20 protein-coding genes and 1 other annotated feature are annotated in these 19264 nt (G+C 52.4%); of the genes, 5 read left to right on the forward strand and 15 right to left on the reverse strand.

Features of this window, described 5'->3' with window-relative positions:
- Positions 1–267: hypothetical protein (locus BLU64_RS17500; RefSeq protein WP_217630048.1), on the forward strand; the 267-nt coding region annotated here is incomplete at its 5' end.
- A 12-nt stretch (positions 268–279) separates the two neighbouring features.
- Here the strand turns inward: BLU64_RS17500 and clpB are convergent.
- From clpB to rluD, 3 genes are all read right to left on the reverse strand, one after another.
- Positions 280–2853: an ATP-dependent chaperone ClpB gene (clpB, locus tag BLU64_RS15020; RefSeq protein ID WP_074729272.1), complete on the reverse strand. Its 2574-nt coding sequence runs from the start codon at positions 2851–2853 to the stop codon at positions 280–282.
- A 134-nt stretch (positions 2854–2987) separates the two neighbouring features.
- Entirely contained in the window at positions 2988–3710 is a 723-nt protein-coding gene (yfiH, locus tag BLU64_RS15025) for a purine nucleoside phosphorylase YfiH (RefSeq protein ID WP_026743210.1), read from the reverse strand.
- Between the two features lie 4 nt (positions 3711–3714).
- On the reverse strand, positions 3715–4692 hold the full coding sequence (gene rluD / locus BLU64_RS15030) for a 23S rRNA pseudouridine(1911/1915/1917) synthase RluD (protein ID WP_074729274.1): 978 nt from the start codon (positions 4690–4692) through the stop codon (positions 3715–3717).
- A gap of 133 nt (positions 4693–4825) precedes the next feature.
- Between rluD and bamD the strand changes: the two genes are divergently transcribed.
- From bamD to pheA, 3 genes are all read left to right on the forward strand, one after another.
- Positions 4826–5557: an outer membrane protein assembly factor BamD gene (gene bamD / locus BLU64_RS15040; protein WP_026739727.1), complete on the forward strand. Its 732-nt coding sequence runs from the start codon at positions 4826–4828 to the stop codon at positions 5555–5557.
- A gap of 276 nt (positions 5558–5833) precedes the next feature.
- Positions 5834–6172 (forward strand): ribosome-associated translation inhibitor RaiA, encoded by a 339-nt coding sequence (gene raiA / locus BLU64_RS15045; protein ID WP_026743212.1) that lies wholly within the window; start codon positions 5834–5836, stop codon positions 6170–6172.
- 111 nt (positions 6173–6283) lie between these two features.
- Positions 6284–6408, forward strand: a sequence feature (Phe leader region).
- Between the two features lie 29 nt (positions 6409–6437).
- A complete protein-coding gene (gene pheA / locus BLU64_RS15050) occupies positions 6438–7598 on the forward strand; it encodes a bifunctional chorismate mutase/prephenate dehydratase (RefSeq protein ID WP_074729276.1) in 1161 nt (386 codons plus the stop codon).
- A 59-nt stretch (positions 7599–7657) separates the two neighbouring features.
- On the opposite strand, the gene tyrA is transcribed toward pheA, so the two are convergent.
- The 8 genes from tyrA to ffh form a co-directional block, all read right to left on the reverse strand.
- A complete protein-coding gene (gene tyrA / locus BLU64_RS15055) occupies positions 7658–8776 on the reverse strand; it encodes a bifunctional chorismate mutase/prephenate dehydrogenase (protein WP_074729278.1) in 1119 nt (372 codons plus the stop codon).
- A gap of 11 nt (positions 8777–8787) precedes the next feature.
- A complete protein-coding gene (locus BLU64_RS15060) occupies positions 8788–9852 on the reverse strand; it encodes a 3-deoxy-7-phosphoheptulonate synthase (RefSeq protein WP_074729334.1) in 1065 nt (354 codons plus the stop codon).
- A gap of 582 nt (positions 9853–10434) precedes the next feature.
- Positions 10435–11043, reverse strand: coding sequence for a DUF6216 family protein (locus tag BLU64_RS15065; protein WP_139171520.1), 609 nt, complete (start codon positions 11041–11043; stop codon positions 10435–10437).
- A gap of 231 nt (positions 11044–11274) precedes the next feature.
- Entirely contained in the window at positions 11275–11622 is a 348-nt protein-coding gene (rplS, locus tag BLU64_RS15070) for a 50S ribosomal protein L19 (RefSeq protein ID WP_026739733.1), read from the reverse strand.
- Between the two features lie 65 nt (positions 11623–11687).
- A complete protein-coding gene (gene trmD / locus BLU64_RS15075) occupies positions 11688–12440 on the reverse strand; it encodes a tRNA (guanosine(37)-N1)-methyltransferase TrmD (protein WP_026743217.1) in 753 nt (250 codons plus the stop codon).
- Positions 12441–12477: 37 nt separating this feature from the next.
- Entirely contained in the window at positions 12478–13026 is a 549-nt protein-coding gene (gene rimM, locus BLU64_RS15080) for a ribosome maturation factor RimM (RefSeq protein ID WP_036153165.1), read from the reverse strand.
- A gap of 18 nt (positions 13027–13044) precedes the next feature.
- Entirely contained in the window at positions 13045–13293 is a 249-nt protein-coding gene (gene rpsP, locus BLU64_RS15085; protein ID WP_026739736.1) for a 30S ribosomal protein S16, read from the reverse strand.
- A gap of 158 nt (positions 13294–13451) precedes the next feature.
- Positions 13452–14813 carry a signal recognition particle protein gene (gene ffh / locus BLU64_RS15090; RefSeq protein ID WP_074729282.1) on the reverse strand — a complete coding sequence of 454 codons (1362 nt, stop codon included), beginning with the start codon at positions 14811–14813 and terminating at the stop codon, positions 13452–13454.
- A 171-nt stretch (positions 14814–14984) separates the two neighbouring features.
- On the opposite strand from ffh, the gene BLU64_RS15095 reads away from it, so the two are divergent.
- Positions 14985–15779, forward strand: coding sequence for a cytochrome C assembly family protein (locus BLU64_RS15095; protein ID WP_026743220.1), 795 nt, complete (start codon positions 14985–14987; stop codon positions 15777–15779).
- Positions 15780–15836: 57 nt separating this feature from the next.
- On the opposite strand, the gene luxS is transcribed toward BLU64_RS15095, so the two are convergent.
- The 4 genes from luxS to yqaB all read right to left on the reverse strand — a co-directional run bounded on the left by luxS (position 15837) and on the right by yqaB (position 19149).
- A complete protein-coding gene (gene luxS / locus BLU64_RS15100; protein WP_026743221.1) occupies positions 15837–16352 on the reverse strand; it encodes an S-ribosylhomocysteine lyase in 516 nt (171 codons plus the stop codon).
- A 169-nt stretch (positions 16353–16521) separates the two neighbouring features.
- Positions 16522–18075 carry a glutamate--cysteine ligase gene (gene gshA, locus BLU64_RS15105; protein WP_026743222.1) on the reverse strand — a complete coding sequence of 518 codons (1554 nt, stop codon included), beginning with the start codon at positions 18073–18075 and terminating at the stop codon, positions 16522–16524.
- 82 nt (positions 18076–18157) lie between these two features.
- Positions 18158–18586, reverse strand: coding sequence for a YqaA family protein (locus tag BLU64_RS15110; RefSeq protein WP_026743223.1), 429 nt, complete (start codon positions 18584–18586; stop codon positions 18158–18160).
- Positions 18583–19149, reverse strand: coding sequence for a fructose-1-phosphate/6-phosphogluconate phosphatase (yqaB, locus tag BLU64_RS15115; protein ID WP_026743224.1), 567 nt, complete (start codon positions 19147–19149; stop codon positions 18583–18585). The genes BLU64_RS15110 and yqaB overlap by 4 nt, the downstream gene beginning before the upstream one ends.
- Positions 19150–19264 lie beyond the last annotated feature (115 nt).

The following is a 19264-nucleotide window of genomic DNA, read 5'->3' on the forward strand; positions in this document are numbered from 1 at the left end:
CGCGTATACTACGCTTACCTCATTCAGAGTCAACGACTTTCTTCGTTTTTCTCCGACTGTCACCGCGTCGCGTTGTCCGCTGCGCCGTGTCAGTGGGAGCGCATTATAGGGAGTTATTTCGGGCTGACAAGCGCTAAATGCAAAAAAATGACCGACCGCTCACATTTAAACCAAAACATCAATCCAGTGCGGTTTAAAGCCTCGAAATGCGTATTTAATCAACAAAAAAGCCCAGAGATAAAAGACTCTGGGCTTTTCGTTGTGTGAAACAGCCTAACGCTACTGATGCGCGACGATAGACTCACCATCAACATCCAGGGTAATCGGCTTACCCGGAAGCAGCTTGCCTGACAATATTTGCTGCGCTAGCGGGTTTTCGATCAGTTGCTGTATGGCACGCTTCAATGGGCGGGCGCCATATACCGGATCGAACCCGATTTTACCCAGCATCTCCAACGCAGGTTCAGAAATCGTCACGCTATAGCCCCGTTCTTCCAGTCGCTGGTACAAACGCTGCAGCTGAATCTGGGCAATTGACGTGATGTGTTCCCGGCCTAACGGATGGAAGACCACGACTTCATCAATACGGTTGATGAACTCAGGGCGGAAATGGTGGTTGACGACATTCATGACCATATCGCGCATCTGGTTATAGCTCATCTCGCCGAACCGTTCCTGAATCACGTCCGATCCCAGATTGGACGTCATGATGACCACCGTGTTACGGAAATCCACCGTTCGTCCCTGCCCATCTGTCAAGCGGCCATCATCCAGCACCTGCAGTAGGATGTTGAACACATCAGGGTGCGCCTTCTCGACTTCATCCAGCAAAATGACGGAATAAGGACGGCGTCTCACCGCTTCCGTGAGGTAACCCCCTTCCTCATAACCGATATATCCCGGGGGCGCCCCCACCAGTCGGGATACCGAATGTTTTTCCATGAATTCGGACATATCGATGCGCACCATCGCATCGTCGCTATCGAAAAGGAATTTCGCCAGCGTTTTGCATAGCTCGGTTTTCCCCACCCCTGTCGGCCCCAGGAAAAGGAACGAACCAATAGGACGATTAGGATCGGCCAAGCCGGCGCGGCTACGTCGGATTGAGTTCGCCACCGCTTCCACCGCTTCATTCTGTCCAATCACCCGCTGATGCAGCTCATCTTCCATGCGCAGAAGTTTTTCTCGTTCACCTTCCAGCATTCTTGATACCGGAATGCCGGTAGAACGCGCTAACACTTCAGCGATTTCGGTGTCCGTCACCTTGTTACGCAGCAGGCGCATGGTTTTACCTTCCGACTGCGTCGCCGCTGCCAGCTGTTTTTCCAGCTCAGGTATCTTGCCGTACTGCAATTCCGACATTTGGCCCAAATCGCCTTGACGGCGCGCCTGTTCCAATTCAATTTTGGCCTGTTCCAACGCGGCCTTAATATTCTGAGTCCCCGTCAGCGAGGCTTTTTCGGCTTTCCATTCCTCTTCCAGCTTAGAGTAGTCACGCTCTTTCTCCTCCAGCTCGGTATTCAAAATCTCAAGCCGTTTCAGGCTGGCGTCGTCAGACTCTTTCTTCAACGCCTGCTGTTCAAGCTTCAGTTGAATGATGCGTCGGTCCAAACGGTCCAGCGCCTCAGGCTTCGAGTCGATTTGCATACGAATGCTGGATGCCGCCTCATCGATCAGGTCAATCGCCTTGTCCGGCAGCTTACGATCTGCGACATAACGATGGGATAACGTCGCCGCAGCCACAATCGCCGGGTCCGTGATCTGAACATGATGATGCAATTCATAGCGTTCTTTTAACCCGCGCAGAATCGCGATGGTGTCTTCCACCGTCGGTTCGGCCACAAACACTTTCTGGAATCGACGCTCTAATGCAGCATCTTTCTCAATGTACTGGCGATATTCGTCCAACGTGGTCGCCCCAACGCAGTGCAGCTCACCGCGTGCCAACGCAGGCTTCAGCATATTGCCCGCATCCATAGCACCGTCGGCTTTACCCGCGCCGACCATTGTGTGCAGTTCGTCGATAAACAGGATAACGCTACCTTCCTGTTTCGAGAGATCATTCAAGACGCCTTTCAGGCGCTCTTCGAATTCGCCGCGGAACTTGGCGCCCGCTACCAGCGAGCCCATATCCAGCGCCAGCACGCGTTTATTCTTCAACCCTTCCGGCACTTCCCCGTTGACGATACGCTGCGCCAACCCTTCGACGATGGCCGTTTTACCGACCCCTGGCTCGCCGATGAGTACCGGATTGTTTTTGGTTCTGCGCTGAAGCACCTGAATAGTGCGACGAATTTCTTCATCACGACCGATGACGGGGTCCAACTTGCCCTGCTCGGCTCGTTCGGTTAAATCAATCGTGAATTTTTTCAATGCCTGGCGCTGATCTTCAGCCCCTTGTTCGTTCACGTTTTCTCCTCCACGGATTTGGTCAATCGCTTTGGTCACGCTATCCATGTTTGCGCCGGCGTTCTTTAACAGATCCGTCAACGTGCTCCGCGCTTCCAACGCCGCCAGAACAAACATTTCCGACGATATAAAGGTGTCACCCCTTTTCTGAGCCAGCTTGTCGCAAAGATTTAATGTCCGCACCAATTCATTGGATGGCTGTACATCGCCCCCCGTCCCTTCAACCTGCGGAAGACGGCTTAACGCCTGCTCAATCTCTTGTTTCAGTTGAGCGACATTAACGCCAGCTGCGGTTAACAGCGGGCTGACCGTGCTTCCTTCCTGATTTAAAAGGGCACTCATTAAATGCAGTGGTTCGATAAATTGATTGTCTCGACCAAGAGCGAGAGATTGGGCATCAGCGAGGGCAAGCTGGAACTTGTTTGTAAGACGATCCAGACGCATAACTCCTCCGATTTGTACTGATCAAATGTGCTACTGGAGATTAGATGAGGCCTAGCCCCAAATTTTCAAGATGATTTGTCAGTAATAATAGTAGGAATAATGTTCTACGCGCTGGACCGTCCTAATTCAGAAGGTTATATCAGCCAGATTAAACTTGCCATCCGACCGGTTACGCCGTCGCGGCGGTAGGAGAAGAAGTGTTGCGGACGGCCCACCGTGCAGTATTCGCCGCCGTAAATGCGGGTGACGCCCGCCGCGCGCAGTCGCAGTCGGGCTAGCTGAAAAATGTCGGCCAGGTACTTATCGTCACGCGCGACAAACGCGTGCGCCGCAGCGGGGTCGCTCTCCATGAACGCCTCCCGCACCTCAGCGCCGACCTCAAATTGCTGCGGTCCAATAGCGGGACCGAGCCACGCCATAATGTCCGATGACGCCGCCCGGAAAGCCTGCAGCGTCTGTTCCAGCACACCGGCCTGTAAGCCTCGCCAACCCGCATGCGCCGCCGCAACCTCATTCCCTTTCAACGAACAAAACAGCACCGGCAAACAATCGGCCGTCATCACCGCACAGACCTTGCCTTGACGGGAGGTATAGACAGCATCCCCCGTCGTCCCGGGAAATGCGTCGTCAAGATTGACGACCTGAGTCCCATGCACCTGCTGAAGCCAATGCGGCTCAGCAGGGAGTTCGGCGTCTGCCACCAACCGACGGCGATTTTGCTCCACGCATGCGATGTCATCGCCCACGTGGTGGCCGAGATTAAGAGAAGCATAGGGTTCGCTGCTGCTTCCCCCGCTACGCGTGGTAGAACAGGAGCGGATGGACGCTGGCGCGGGCCAGTCGGGCTGAATCAGCATGTCGTCACCAGTCCAGTTGATCCTTGAACTCGTCGGTATCCGCTTTCAGTGCGGCGACCAAATCCACCATGTCCTGCGGTAACGCTGCATGCCACTCCATCTGAATACCGGTGACGGGATGGTACAGTCTCAGCATGGTGGCGTGGAGCGCCTGACGGTCGAAGCCGCGCAGCACGCTGATGAATTCGTCCGATGCGCCTTTCGGGGGACGGGGACGGCCGCCATAGAGCGGATCGCCGACCAGCGGATGTGCGATATGGGACATATGAACGCGAATCTGGTGGGTTCTCCCCGTTTCCAGACGGAGTCTGAGCCGGGTATGAGCACGGAAATGCTCCATAATCCGGTAATGAGTGACCGCCGGTTTGCCCATCGGATGCACGGCCATGTGCGTGCGTTTCGTAGGGTGACGCGCAATAGGTTCTTCCACCATGCCGCCCGCCGTCATATTACCAATCGCCACGGCTTCATATTCACGCGTGATTTCGCGGGCCTGCAGCGATTCCACCAGCCGGGTCTGCGCCGGCACGGTTTTGGCGACCACCATCAGCCCGGTGGTGTCTTTATCCAGTCGATGCACAATGCCGGCACGCGGCACATCGACAATCTCGGGACAATAATGAAGCAGCGCATTCAGCACGGTGCCGTCCGGATTGCCCGCGCCCGGATGGACGACCAGGCCTCGCGGCTTGTTGATGACCAGAATATCCTGATCTTCATAGACGATATCCAGCGGGATCGCCTGAGGTTCCCAACGGGCTTCCTCTTCGATCAACGCGTCGACGGCAATCGTTTCGCCTCCCAGCACCTTCTCTTTAGGTTTATCAATCACGGTGCCATTCACCTGCACGCGCTGGTCCAGAATCCACTCTTTTAAGCGAGAACGTGAATAATCAGGGAACAATTCGGCTAAAGCCTGATCTAAACGTTGTCCGAGTTGCGATTCGGCCACCGTTGCGGTGAGTTGTACTTGTTGTGCCATAGTATGCCGCTTCTTTTACGTTGGGTTTTAACGGCGATGCCGTATAAAATCATGTACCATTGTAGCTGGTCTTCATCGGGAGCTTAACGGACAGTTTCCCGTAAAAAAACACTCTGAGGATAATCAAAACGTCATGACGCGTATGAAATATCTGGTGGCTGCTGCCACGTTGAGCCTGGTGCTGGCGGGTTGTTCCAGCACCAAGGATGCGGTTCCAGACCGTCCACCTGCCGAGCTTTACGCCACCGCGCAGGAGAAATTGCAGGAGGGCAACTTTAAGGCAGCCATTACGCAGTTGGAAGCGTTGGATAACCGTTATCCATTCGGCCCTTATTCCCAGCAGGTTCAGCTTGACCTGATCTACGCCTACTATAAATCTGCTGAGTTACCGTTAGCTCAGGCATCCATCGACCGTTTCCTGCGTCTGAACCCCACGAGTCCCAATGTGGATTACGTGTTGTACATGCGCGGATTAACCAACATGGCGTTAGATGACAGTGCATTGCAGGGTTTCTTCGGTGTAGATCGTTCAGACCGCGATCCGCAGTATGCTCGCGCCGCCTTCAAGGCGTTCAGCCAACTGGCGGAGGGCTATCCTCGCAGCCTGTATGTGACCGATGCCGGCAAACGTCTGGCGTTTCTGAAAGAGCGTTTGGCGAAGTATGAACTTTCGGTCGCGCAATATTACACGAAACGCGGCGCTTATGTCGCGGTGGTTAATCGTGTTGAGCAGATGCTGAAAGACTACCCGGATACGCAGGCCACGCGTACGGCTCTGCCGCTGATGGAAAATGCTTATCGCCAGATGCAGTTGACCGGAGAGGCCGACAAAGTCGCTAAGCTGATCTCGGCTAATCAAGCCTGATCGAATGCGTTTGAAAGGATTGCACAACGGCAGCTTAGGCTGCCTTTTTTATGCCCAATGCCTATTAGGCAAGGCAATGTCAGGCGGCAAATATTGAAAAGATTGGCATAACGCCCCATCACTGACAAGGCTTGCGGCCGTAATTCCAAAAGTCGCTCACAAATTACACGACCATTCCGATATATGACAAAAAAAAGACTCAAAACCCTGCCATTTTAGCCATCTCGGGGTATGCTGAAATTATCCAAGACGGACAAGGCAGAGAGGTAAACGTTTATGACTATCAACATTACCAGTAAGCAAATGGATATCACCCCGGCAATACGCAAACATGTCGAAGACCGTCTCACCAAGCTGGACAAGTGGCAAACCAACCTAATCAACCCACACATTATCCTGTCGAAAGAACCCAAAGGCTTTGTCGCTGATGCCACCATTGGCACACCGAACGGACCGCTAGTCGCAAGCGCAAAACATGAAGACATGTATGTTGCGGTCAACGAACTCATCGCCAAGCTCGAACGACAGTTGAATAAGGTTCAGCATAAAGGCGAAGCGCGCCGTGCAGACACCTGCCTCAAAGACATCGCGCCGCTGCCAACCCCGGAAGAGTAATTCCCGTCTTCCCTACCGTCGATGTTGTTAACGCGCCGAAAGGCGCGTTTTTTATTGACAGGATGAAAAGGCAGTCGTTAACCTAGCCCTATCAACCATCAGGATTTCATCGATGACACACCACTCATTGTTCTTCGTATTCTTCTTTTTCTTCCCCCGCAGGGGGGGCGCTTGGTCGTGTGAGTAAGAATACGAAGACGAACAAAAAGCCTCCTGAAAACAGGAGGCTTTTTTTTGTTCTGGACAGCAAACAGGGTAAAGCAAAATGACCGACAATCCATTATTAGCACTGCGCGACCGCATCAGCGCGCTGGATTTACAGTTGCTGGAGCTTCTGGCTCAACGACGAGCGTTGGCTCTGGACGTTGCCCGCGCTAAGCAAACCACGCATCGTCCTATCAGAGACAAAGAGCGTGAACGCGACCTGCTGGCGCGCCTGGTAGAAGCGGGCAAGAAGTATCAACTCGATGGTCACTACATCACCCGGCTGTTCCAGCTGATCATCGAGGACTCCGTACTGACCCAGCAGGCTTTGCTCCAACAGCACCTGAATCAAACCGGCGCACTCTCGGCTCGTGTGGCGTTCCTCGGCCCTAAAGGCTCCTATTCCCACCTGGCCGCACGTCAATACACCGCGCGTCACTTCGATCAGATCATCGAATGCGGCTGCCAGAAGTTTCAGGATATTTTCACCACGGTTGAGAATGGCCACGCAGATTACGGCGTTTTACCGATCGAAAACACCAGTTCAGGATCGATTAACGACGTCTACGATCTGCTGCAACACACAGGATTGTCGATCGTGGGCGAACTTTCCAACCCGATCGACCACTGCGTGTTGGTGGCTACAGACACTCAGCTTGACCAGATCCAAACCGTTTATAGCCATCCTCAGCCTTTCCAGCAATGCAGCCATTTTATCAATCGCTTCCCCCACTGGAAAATCGAGTATTGCGAAAGCAGCGCCGCCGCGATGGCGAAAGTGGCCGAGCTGAACTCCCCTCACGCCGCGGCGCTAGGGAGTGAGGCCGGAGGTACGCTTTACAATCTGCAGGTGCTGGAGCACAACCTGGCGAACCAGACCCAAAACTACACCCGCTTCATCGTATTGGCTCGCAAGCAAATCGACGTTGCAGAACAGGTTCCGGCTAAAACCACGTTAATTATGGCGACCGGCCAGCAATCCGGCGCGCTGGTCGAAGCATTACAGGTTCTGCGGGATCAAGGCATTATCATGACCAAACTGGAGTCTCGTCCTATCCACGGCAACCCGTGGGAAGAGATGTTTTACATTGATGTCCAGGCAAACCTGCGCAGCAAGCCGATGCAGAAAGCCATCAATGAACTCACGGCGATCACTCGTTCGCTGAAAGTCCTCGGCTGCTACCCTAGCGAAAATGTCGTCCCGGTCGATTTGGGCGGTTAAACGCAAACGCCGCCATGTCCATAAGGAGATGGCGGCGCAGTGTTCTTGCAGATGAAGGGCTAGCGGATATCGTTGGCCTGTCGTAACAATGTACGGCTTTCGCTCATAAAGCGACGAGAATAGTCGCCGAACCAATGCTCCACTTTCTTAAAACTATTGATGAACGCCGCTTTATCACCATTCTCTAAGAGCGCAATCGCTTTGCCGAACCGCTCGTAATAACGCTTGATCAAAGCCAAGTTGTTGCCGGATGACATGATGATGTCCGCGTAAAGCTGCGGGTCCTGTGCAAACAGCCGCCCCACCATCGCCAGCTCCAGCCGATATATGGGCGATGACAGCGCCAGCAATTGTTCGATCTGAACATTCTCTTCCGTCAGGTGTAACCCGTAAACAAACGTCGTGAAATGGCGCAATGCCTGAATGAAGGTCATATTTTGATCGTGCTCGACCGCGCTAATGCGATGCAAACGCGCGCCCCACACTCGAATCTGTTCCAGCAGCCACTGATAGGCTTCGGGTTGGCGCCCATCGCAGTACACCACCACCTGCTTGGCCAGACTGCCCGTATCCGGCCCGAACATCGGGTGCAGCCCCACGACCGGCCCCTGATGTACGGCCAGCATCGCCTGCAGCGGGCCATTTTTGACCGATGCCAAATCCACCAGCAGGCAGTCCTTCGGCAGCGGCGGCAGTTGGGCAATCACCTGTTCGGTAAGATGAATGGGTACGCTGACGATCACCATTCCCGCATCCGCCAGCAGTTCGTTCGCCCGAGGCCAGTCTTCCTGTTCCAGGGTTTTGACCTGGTAACCAGAAAGGGTCAGCATTTTATCGAACATGCGTCCCATCTGACCGCGACCGCCGATAATGACGACCGACCGCAGTGAAGGGTTCAACGTTTTAAACCCTTTGTCATTTTCGCTGGAATAGGATTCACGCATGACGCGCCGCAGCACATCTTCAATCAAAGAGGGAGGAACCCCTAGGGCCTCGGCCTCCTTTCGACGAGAAGCCAGCATTTCCGCTTCCCGGTCTGGCGCATAAATCGGTAATCCATAGTGACTTTTGACTTCGCCCACTTCTGCGACGAGTTTTAACCGCCGAGACAACAATGCCAATAGTGCCTGATCTACCTCGTCAATCTGATCACGTAACGCGGTCAGTTCAGCGGTCATGACTCTTCTCCTTACTGATGGGTGCGTATCGCGCCAAGGTCCTGGTGCACCGATCGCAATAATGATTCGGTCTTATCCCAGCTAATGCAGGCATCCGTGACAGACACACCGTAATGCATCTGAGAACGCGGCTGTTCGGAAGACTGGCTGCCTTCATTCAAGTGGCTTTCCAGCATCAGGCCGATAATGGACCGATTGCCGGCTTTGAGCTGCTCCACGGCAGACGCCACCACCAGCGGCTGGCGACGATAATCTTTGTTCGAATTTCCGTGGCTACAATCTATCATCAGGGCCGGTTTCAGTCCCGCATCACGCATCTGTTTTTCGCATTCCGCCACGTCTTCCGCGCTGTAGTTCGGTCTTTTTCCGCCACGCAAAATAACATGACCGTCGGTATTCCCCTGCGTATGTAGCAGGCAAACCTGCCCGCTTTGGTTGATCCCCATGAAACGGTGCGCCATCGAGGCGGCCTTCATAGCATTGATAGCGGTGCCAAGGCTGCCATCTGTGCCATTCTTGAATCCGACCGGCATGGAAAGCCCGGATGCCATCTCACGGTGAGTCTGCGACTCCGTGGTTCTCGCTCCGATAGCTGACCAGCTGAAAAGGTCGCCGAGGTATTGCGGACTATTGGGGTCCAGCGCTTCCGTCGCCAGGGGAAGACCGATATTCACCAGTTTCAGCAGCAGGTCGCGCGCAACATGCAGCCCGGTTTCCACATCGCACGAACCGTCCATATGCGGATCGCTGATCAACCCTTTCCAGCCCACGGTGGTCCGGGGCTTTTCGAAATAGACACGCATGACGATATAGAGCCTGTCGCTCAGCTCTGCCGACAGAGCCTGTAACCTGCGGGCATACTCCAGCGCGGCATCGGTGTCATGGATGGAACAAGGACCGCACACAATCAGCAACCGATTATCGCGGCCGTGGATAATATCCGCCACGGCTTGTCGGGAGCGAGAAATCGCCTGCTGAGCTTCTTCACTCAGGGGAAACTTCGCCTTTAATTCATCCGGAGTAATCAATATCTGCTCTTCAACGATATTGACGTTATTCAGCGCGTCTTTCTGCATGATCATCGTCCTGTCCCTTATGCTGTGCCTATGCAATGGCGGCGGTTATGAAATGACTCGGGACACACTACCATAGGGTGTAAATCTTTAAAACCACACTCTGTAAAGTTATAATTACCGCTATAAGCGGAGTGTCACACCAGGCAGACTCCGCTCTTGAGGACAGTCACCGACATAGACAAACCTTCACTGTCCTGGGACGCCTTGCCATACTGAAGAGGGGTGACGCCAAAAGCATTGAATCACTCCCCATTGAAATTTAAATATCATTAAAAACATATAATAAAAAAGAAACACCACCAAATGGGGGGGCTCAGACACAACCCAAAACCCTAGACGGAAGTTGAACAATTTTCTCGTCAGACACTGAAGTTGAAGAAAACCGCCTCAAAGACAAAAAGAAAATCCTCAACCAGTCGCCGTATGTAAACTTATAATTACACTCAACTGTATTTTATTTATCATCATCACCGAGTTCTCAAGCTAATTCGATTTGAACTGAGCGTAAGAACGGCACCGTTTTTTCATTGAATGTGGATAACGTGGTTTAAAGAGAGTCAACCTCTGCCCCCTACAGCTAGGCTACGTTAAGTACTGTTCAGCAATGGCTTTTTCTTTCTCATGGTGGGCGACGGCTTTTTTACGCAACAGGATGTCTGAGAATATCGAGGCAAGAATGAAAACAAAAAACAGCAGGAAATATAGATAAGTGACGATAAACCAAACTTTGTTATAGCGCGTCTCATCGATCTTTTTTTGAATATTACGCTGTGAGCTTTCCATACCAATGTGATCGCATACGGTCCGTATCAGCGCGGGAGAAAGGTGTAAATCAAGTGAGATATCGTTGTAAGATTTGCTCCTACAGTTAGTGGGCGTGATTTCCCAAGGTTGCTGATCGACTACCCCCTTAGCTTTATCCAGCGTTAACAGGAAGTTCTCTTTCCCTTCCACCTTCATCGTTAATGACGCCCAGTCGTGGGGAACGCTGATAACATAGCGGCCCATGACGTAAGTCATCATACTTAACTGGCTAACAAACAAAATGAAAAAAATAGCGGCGGCAACATAATCGAACCAACTCGGAGGCTTAAGCAGCTTCTTTCTACATTTTATTCCGCTCAGTCTGATCATCCAGGGTTTCACTCCCTCAATAACTCCCCACCCTTTTCGATCTTCAGGAACAGTCATGAGCCAGAGCCGAGCGACTATGGCGAAAAATGCCGTAGTGGCCGAAAAAATCCCTCAAAGGGACTCCCCAGAATAGCGTTAACTTGCTCTAAGTTGTCCATGATTTCTCCTTAGATCTCGAATATTCGATATACCCCCGTTAATTTAACGCTTTTTGCATACAAAAAAAGGGGCGGCATATAGGCCACCCCCTCATTCAAAACGACTTTCGGATGTCGCGAAAGCGCGTTCTTAGTTAAGACGCTCTTTGATACGAGCAGACTTACCAGCACGCTCACGCAGGTAGTACAGTTTCGCTTTACGTACGGCACCACGGCGTTTCACAGTAATGCTATCCACTACTGGAGAATGCGTCTGGAATACACGTTCCACGCCTTCGCCGTTAGAAATCTTGCGAACAGTGAATGCAGAATGCAGACCGCGGTTACGAATAGCGATAACCACGCCCTCGAATGCCTGCAGACGTTTTTTAGAACCTTCAACGACCCATACCTTCACTTCCACGGAATCACCCGGACGGAATGAAGGTACGTCTTGCTTCATCTGCTCTTGTTCGATCTGTTTAATGATGTTGCTCATAATATGTCTCTTACCCTAGGTAAACTGATATATGGGTTCGCCCGGCACTGCGCCGTCACGGCCCCCTAATACTCTTGTTGTGACTGATGTTCCCGTTGGAATTCAGCCAACAACCTTGTTTGCTCGTCAGTCAGAGCTAGGCTTTTCAGAAGTTCAGGTCTTCTAAGCCAGGTTCGGCCCAGCGACTGCTTCAAACGCCAGCGACGTATTTCAGCATGGTTGCCTGACAGTAAAACCGCCGGCACTTCCATCCCCGTCAACACTTCAGGCCGGGTGAAATGGGGGCAATCCAGCAACCCATCCGCAAAAGAGTCTTCTTCTGCGGAAGCTTCATGACCCAGCACGCCCGGGATAAACCGGGAAACAGAGTCAATCAGCGTCATTGCCGGCAGTTCGCCGCCACTGAGTACATAATCACCGATAGACCACTCTTCGTCGACTTCGGTTTTGATTACGCGCTCGTCAATCCCCTCGTACCTTCCACAGACCAGAATCATCTTCTCATTTGTGGCAAGTTGACGTACGCCTTGCTGATCTAATTTGCGGCCCTGTGGTGACAGATAAATCACCCGAGCGCCTTCGCCTGCCGCTGCTTTAGCTGCATGAATCGCATCCCGCAAAGGCTGCACCATCATCAGCATCCCGGGGCCACCGCCATAAGGGCGATCGTCCACGGTGCGATGCCGGTCGTAGGTGAAGTCTCGCGGACTCCAATATTCTACGCTCAGCAGGCCATTTTTTACTGCCCGGCCAGTGACTCCATAATCAGTAATGGCGCGGAACATTTCTGGAAACAGGCTGATTACCCCAATCCACATAGCATCGTTCCACCCGTTACTGCGCGTTGTACGGAGATCAAAAACCAGGATCCCAATCTACTTCAATACGATGAGTAGAGAGGTCAACATGCTTGATCACCTGCTCTGTCAGGAACGGAATTAACCGCTCCTTGACCCCGTAAGCATCTTTCAGGTTAGCTCTTACCACCATCACGTCGTTCGAACCGGTTTCCATCATATCGATGACTTTGCCCAGCCCGTAACCGTTGACGGTTACGACTTCACAGCCAATAAGATCTTTCCAGTAATAATCACCCTCATCCAGCTCAGGAAGCTGAGAGACGTCGACAACAATCTCGCAATTGGTCAACAGATTCGCGGCATCCCGATCTTCAACATCTTTGATCTTGATGATCAGGTCCTGATTATGGTGCCTCCAGCTCTCTATTTCGATGAGCTGCAAACCGCCTTTATTCCGGAGATACAAGGGCTGATAGTCAAAAATACTTTCGGCATCTTCGGTGGAGGAAAACACTCTGAGCCAACCTCTGATGCCATACGTAGACCCCATTTTCCCGAGAACTACCGGGTTTTTCGGGGCTTGAGGGCTAAGCTGCTTGCTCATTGTCACCACCGCAACAGGTTATGCTGCTTTTTTAGCGTCTTTGATCAGCGCAGAAACGCGATCAGAAACGGTAGCGCCCTGGCCAACCCAGTGCTCGATACGATCCAGGTCCAGACGCAGTGCTTCGGCCTGACCGGTTGCGATCGGGTTGAAGAAACCTACACGCTCAATAAAACGACCGTCGCGCGCATTGCGGCTATCGGTCACGACGACTTGGTAGAACGGGCGTTTTTTAGCGCCGCCACGTGCCAAACGAATAGTTACCATAACATCCTCTTTAGTGAATAAAACAACCGGGCCCCATCGAGGAACGGGGCCCAGTGTCATATAAAAAGCCCGAAAATTTTACTCATTTTGGCGTAAAAAGCAATCTAAAGCGTGTTTCATCCCCGAATACTTTCTACGCCGCGGTAAAACATCGGACGTTAGCGCCCCGGAAAGCCCGGTGGCATCATACCTTTCATTCCGCGCATCATTTTCGCCATACCGCCATTTTTCATCTTCTTCATCATGCGCTGCATGTCGTCGAACTGCTTCAGCAGCCGATTGACGTCTTGCACCTGCATGCCTGAACCCATAGCGATACGGCGTTTGCGTGATCCCTTGATAATTTCAGGTTTAGCGCGCTCTTTCTGCGTCATGGAGTTGATGATGGCTTCCATACGCACCAGAACCTTGTCATCCATCTGTGACTTGACGTTATCCGGCAGTTGGCCCATACCAGGCAGCTTGCTCATCATGCTGGCCATGCCGCCCATGTTGCGCATCTGCTTGAGCTGGTCTAGGAAGTCGGTCAGGTCAAACCCGTCGCCCTTTTTCAGCTTTTTCGCCAGCTTCTCGGCTTGGGTGCGGTCGACCTTGGTTTCCAGCTCTTCGATCAGGGACAGGACGTCACCCATTCCCAGAATACGGGACGCGATACGATCCGGGTGGAACGGCTCCAGCGCCTCCGTTTTTTCACCGACGCCGAGAAATTTGATCGGTTTGCCAGTGATATGGCGGATAGACAGCGCCGCACCGCCACGGGCGTCACCGTCGATTTTAGTCAGGATCACACCGGTCAGCGGCAGCGCTTCGTTAAACGCTTTCGCCGTGTTCGCCGCATCCTGCCCCGTCATGGCATCGACCACAAACAGAGTTTCCACGGGATTTAATGCTGCATGGACCTGCTTGATCTCATCCATCATCGCGTCATCAACGTGCAGTCGACCCGCGGTATCTACCAGCAGCACATCATAAAACTGCAGTTGGGCATGTTTTAACGCTTGATTGACGATATCAACCGGCTTTTGACCGGCGTCGGAAGTGAAAAAGTCGACCCCAACCGTCTGCGCCAACGTTTCCAGCTGCTTGATCGCCGCAGGGCGATACACGTCCGCTGAAACCACCAGCACTTTTTTCTTCTGCTTTTCGCGCAGGAACTTACCCAGCTTACCGACGCTGGTCGTTTTACCCGCACCTTGCAAACCCGCCATCAGGACAACGGCAGGAGGCTGCGCCGCCAGATTCAGCTCGGCATTAACCTCGCCCATGGAGGAAACCAGTTCGTTCTGAACGATCTTGACGAACTCCTGCCCCGGCGTCAGGCTTTTATTTACCTCGTGGCCGACAGCCCGCTCTTTGACGCGATTGATGAAATCACGCACCACAGGCAGTGCCACATCGGCTTCAAGTAACGCCATGCGAACTTCGCGCAGCGTCTCTTTAATATTCTCTTCAGTCAGTCGGCCACGGCCGCTGATGTTGCGCAAAGTGCGCGATAGTCGATCGGTTAGATTTTCAAACATAGCTCTGCTCAACGTAAACTGGCCGCTATCGCGACGTGAACGGTGGGGATTATAACACGAAAGCGGCGGCAATCTCCGCGCGTGTTTACGGATAACAGGTTGGTGGGCCGTAATGACTAAGGCTATACTGGCCGTCCTTATTACTCTGTCGGTATTAAATAATCTAACGCTATGTCTGTTTTCGCCATCGTGGCTTTAGCGGCCTATTCGCTCAGCCTGGGGCTGATTGTTCCCAGCCTGTTGAAAAAGAACAGCGCCTTTCGTCGGTTGGCAGTCGCTTCCGCGGTGCTCGCGCTTGCCTGTCATGCCGTGGCGCTCTATCAACGCATCTTTGATGTCTACGCCGGGCAGAATCTGAGCCTGCTCAACATCGGCTCGCTAGTCAGTCTGATGATCTGTTCGGTCATGACCTTCGTCGCCACACGCAATCGCGGCTGGTTTCTGCTGCCCGTTGTCTATACTTTCGCGCTAATAAACCTGGCATTCGCGACGTTTATGCCGGGTGAATTCATCACTCATCTCGAAAATGAACCTGGGTTGATGGTGCATATCGGCCTGGCGCTGTTCGCCTACGCCACGCTGATGATTGCCGCGCTGTACGCGCTGCAAATGGCGTCTCTGGACTACATGTTGAAGAATAAAATGTTGGGATTTACGTCGGATATGCCGCCGCTGCTCAGCATTGAACGCAAGATGTTCCACATCACTCAGGTCGGGGTGATTCTACTGACGCTGACATTGTGCACCGGGATGTTTTACATGAGCGACTTGCTCAACAATAAAGAGAATCTCCACAAGGCGCTGTTCTCTTTGCTAGCCTGGTTCGTCTATATTCTGCTGCTGTGGGGGCACTACCATGAAGGCTGGAGGGGTCGCCGTGTGGTTTACTTCAACCTCATAGGAGCGCTGCTGTTGACGCTGTCCTATTTCGGCAGCCGTATGATTAATCCTTTTCTCGTTCATTAAACTTACGTTTCAGACACAAAAAAGAGAGCGCTATGCTCTCTTTTTTTCTCAAGGCTGTCAGATATGCAGCTCAGCCAGCTTGTCTTTAGGCAAGGCCAGCTCATCATTCTTATTGACCCGAACATCGTGCTCCAGGATGTGGCGAGCAATATCCTGCGCTTCGGTCAAGGAGTGCATATCATAAGTACCGCACTGGAACTCGTTCAGTTCAGGGATCTTCCGCTGCTCTTTCACTTTCAGAACGTCTTCCATTGAAGCTTTCCAAGCCTTAGCCACGCGGACTTCATCCGGCGTCCCAATTAGGCTCATGTAAAAACCCGTGCGGCATCCCATCGGGGATATATCGATGATCTCGACCCCTTCACCATTCAGATGGTCGCGCATGAAACCGGCAAACAGATGCTCCAACGTATGAATACCGCGTTCCGGCATGATTTCATGGTTAGGACGGCAGAAACGCAGGTCGAAGACCGTGATGGTATCGCCGTTAGGAGTTTTCATGGTTTTTGCGACCCGTACCGCAGGGGCTGCCATACGCGTATGATCGACAGTAAAGCTATCTAGTAATGGCATGTTGCCACCTCCTCATCGAAAAAAATGTTTTTTTCTGGTTTCCAGGAAACTTTTTTTCTTGGCGCAAGTCATAACATATGAAAGACGCGCATTTATCATCATCATCCCTATTAACAGAGATGTTTATTTGGCCACACTACGGTGTGGCCGTTTCTTTTTTTACCCGCTGTTATTGCGCGGCAAGAAACTCGTCAAAACTTTGTTTATCTTCAGATTCCAGCTGTCGCTGCCGCAGCCATGAGCGTTCAGACTCGGCGATAAACTGGCTTTCGGTCAGGATTTCCAACGGCTCTTTTCGCAAGGTTTCACGATATTGGGCCGCCAGCGCCAAACCGACGCCTCCACTCCCTTCTTCAAGCATCATTTTCAACAATCGGCCTGAGAACGTGCTTTCTGGATCGTCAAACTGGGCGACTAGGTTATCACAGACCTGCTGATAACAAGGTTCATCATGCTCTTTATCCAGCAATTCCGCTACCCGACGTAAATCGGCAAACAGCTCGCGCCCGACTTCAGCCAACGGCTGCTGCCGCGAATCACAGCCCATCCCGATGGTTTGTCCGGGCTTACGCCCTTCAAGAATAACGCGATTCCAATTTTTACGAGTACATTGCAGCTCTTCACTGCTCATATCCGGCGCATCGGCCAGTGCGCACCAAATCAGAAATAGGTCGAGGAAGCGCACCTGCTCTTCACTGACACCCGTGGCGGAAAAGGGGTTAATGTCGAGCGATCTGACCTCGATGTACTCGACGCCACCACGCAGCAAAGCATCTGAGGGCTTCTCTCCCGAGCGCGTGACACGTTTAGGGCGGATTGGCGCATACAATTCGTTTTCTATCTGCAGAACGTTGGTATTGAGCTGAAGGTAGCGACCATCTCGTTTCACGCCCAGTCGAGCATAATCTTCTGAAGGGGTGGCAATAGCCTGTTTAAGCGCTGCGACATACGTATCCAGATCGTTGAAGGTAATGCCCAGATTGCTCTGCGACTTGTTGGTATACCCCAGATCGCTGAGACGCAGCGAAGTGGCATAAGGCAGATAGCAAAGGCCATTTTCCGTACGCTTAAAAGGAATGGAGGATTTTTTCCCCTGCAGGAACGAAGAGCAGACAGCTGGGGAGGCGCCAAAAAGGTAAGGGATGACCCAGCCAAAGCGATAATAATTGCGAATCAGCTGAAAATAGCCGGATGAGATCGCGGACTTACCGCTGATTTCATCGACCACGCCCGCTTTTTGCTGCCAAAAAGATAGCGGCAAAGAGAAATTGTAATGCACGCCGGAAATGGTTTGCATCAGAGCGCCATAACGATTTTTCAGCCCTTCGCGGTACAGCGTCTTCATCCGTCCAATATTGGATGAGCCGTATTGGGCCAGTTCAATATCATCTTCCGCGGCGACGAAGCACGGCATGCTGAGCGGCCACATTCTTTCTTCACCCAGATGCTGAGCGACATATCGGTGAATGTCGCGCAGGAACGTCAGCAGATGATGAATATCTTTATCAACCGGAGTAATAAACTCTAACAAAGACTCGGCAAAATCTGTGGTGATCCACGAGTGCGTCAATGCGGCCCCTAACGTTTCCGGATGTCCGGTCTGCGCCAGATGTCCATTGGCCATAACACGCAATGTTTCGCGTTCTATTCCTCGCTGAATTCCCTTGATGGCCTGAGGATGTTGTTCCAGCCAGGACAGAGATTCTGATACGTCCGGGATCAAAGCGACCTCCCGTTAGTTAATATGTAATAGTTGTTAGCATAACTGATGTCGGATGCCGTCCATCCGACGCGATTAAAACTGGCTAGGACCACCATGCAACCCCTTGTAACGTCATCCAGCACAGCACAAGATAACGTAGCGTTTTCCCAATAAAAATACAGAGCGAAGCTCGCCCCCACGGTAAACGTAGCCAGCCCGCCAAGACGCAGAGCATATCTCCAATGATAGGCACCCAGCTAAATAATAGCGCAGCAACACCATAACGCTCTAACCAGCGCTGAGCCATAGCTCGCCCTCCCCCGCCGTGGCGTTCGGGTATGAGTCGGCCGACGATCATATTGGTTAAACCGCCAAGCGTGTTACCGGCCGTTGCGATAGCGACCAGAAGCCATGGGCTGGACGTTTTTGCGACCAACAGCGACACCAGCACAACCTCCGAGCTGCCGGGTAATAACGTGGCGCTGAGAAAGCTGCTTCCGAAAAGCGAGATGAAAGACCAGACTTCATTCACAACGTTCTGACATCGACAACGTCCATATTTGCCCGCCTCGCGGCTTCAATACCGAAGTCGGCATCTTCAAAAACGACACAGTCTTGAGGGGCTACCTGGATCAGTTCGGCGCAACGCAGGAAGGTATCGGGGAACGGCTTATGATTTTCCACGTCGTCGGCGCCCACAATCACATCAAAATAGTGTCTGACCCCAAGATGGCTTAGTAGCTGTTCCGCCATCGCATGTCGACTTCCTGTTCCAACCGCCATTGGCCGCCGGCCGTGATAATGCTTCGCCACGTCCATCAGCGGCAACGGTCTGACGGCATCCAGCAACATTTCCATCACTAGCGAAGTTTTTTCTTCTGCGAGTTGGTGAGGATCGAGTTCGAGCTGATGTCTGGCAATGATAAATTCGGCGATACGCCAGGTTGGCGCGCCATTGAGTGACACAAGAGGCGCTGGATCATACTCCACTCCCCGCCGCGCAAGCACCTGTCTCCAGGCCAGACGGTGAGTGTGCTCGGTATCCAGAATAGTGCCATCCATATCGAATATGAGGCCCAGATAGCGATCGTACATCTTGCCTCCATGGCACTTTAAAAAAAGGATATCTACTTTAGCGCAAAGTCAAAAACTTGTCGCTTATTCAATAACCATATAAAAAACAGGCCATTATGGTGATTGTAAGAAACCG

It is taken from the genome of Lonsdalea quercina (assembly GCF_900107885.1).
GTDB classification, from domain to species: Bacteria; Pseudomonadota; Gammaproteobacteria; order Enterobacterales; family Enterobacteriaceae; genus Lonsdalea; species Lonsdalea quercina.

What these genes read in the sequence shown, in the direction of transcription:
- bamD (WP_026739727.1), top strand. Translation starts at nt 4,826, where the DNA reads ATGACGCGTATGAAATATCTGGTGGCTGCTGCCACGTTGAGCCTGGTG.
- yfiH (WP_026743210.1), bottom strand. Translation starts at nt 3,710, where the DNA reads ATGCTGATTCAGCCCGACTGGCCCGCGCCAGCGTCCATCCGCTCCTGT.
- BLU64_RS15060 (WP_074729334.1), bottom strand. Translation starts at nt 9,852, where the DNA reads ATGCAGAAAGACGCGCTGAATAACGTCAATATCGTTGAAGAGCAGATA.
- yqaB (WP_026743224.1), bottom strand. Translation starts at nt 19,149, where the DNA reads ATGTACGATCGCTATCTGGGCCTCATATTCGATATGGATGGCACTATT.
- rimM (WP_036153165.1), bottom strand. Translation starts at nt 13,026, where the DNA reads ATGAGCAAGCAGCTTAGCCCTCAAGCCCCGAAAAACCCGGTAGTTCTC.
- clpB (WP_074729272.1), bottom strand. Translation starts at nt 2,853, where the DNA reads ATGCGTCTGGATCGTCTTACAAACAAGTTCCAGCTTGCCCTCGCTGAT.
- ffh (WP_074729282.1), bottom strand. Translation starts at nt 14,813, where the DNA reads ATGTTTGAAAATCTAACCGATCGACTATCGCGCACTTTGCGCAACATC.
- tyrA (WP_074729278.1), bottom strand. Translation starts at nt 8,776, where the DNA reads ATGACCGCTGAACTGACCGCGTTACGTGATCAGATTGACGAGGTAGAT.
- rluD (WP_074729274.1), bottom strand. Translation starts at nt 4,692, where the DNA reads ATGGCACAACAAGTACAACTCACCGCAACGGTGGCCGAATCGCAACTC.
- BLU64_RS15095 (WP_026743220.1), top strand. Translation starts at nt 14,985, where the DNA reads ATGTCTGTTTTCGCCATCGTGGCTTTAGCGGCCTATTCGCTCAGCCTG.
- rplS (WP_026739733.1), bottom strand. Translation starts at nt 11,622, where the DNA reads ATGAGCAACATCATTAAACAGATCGAACAAGAGCAGATGAAGCAAGAC.
- pheA (WP_074729276.1), top strand. Translation starts at nt 6,438, where the DNA reads ATGACCGACAATCCATTATTAGCACTGCGCGACCGCATCAGCGCGCTG.
- raiA (WP_026743212.1), top strand. Translation starts at nt 5,834, where the DNA reads ATGACTATCAACATTACCAGTAAGCAAATGGATATCACCCCGGCAATA.
- trmD (WP_026743217.1), bottom strand. Translation starts at nt 12,440, where the DNA reads ATGTGGATTGGGGTAATCAGCCTGTTTCCAGAAATGTTCCGCGCCATT.
- BLU64_RS15065 (WP_139171520.1), bottom strand. Translation starts at nt 11,043, where the DNA reads ATGACTGTTCCTGAAGATCGAAAAGGGTGGGGAGTTATTGAGGGAGTG.
- luxS (WP_026743221.1), bottom strand. Translation starts at nt 16,352, where the DNA reads ATGCCATTACTAGATAGCTTTACTGTCGATCATACGCGTATGGCAGCC.
- rpsP (WP_026739736.1), bottom strand. Translation starts at nt 13,293, where the DNA reads ATGGTAACTATTCGTTTGGCACGTGGCGGCGCTAAAAAACGCCCGTTC.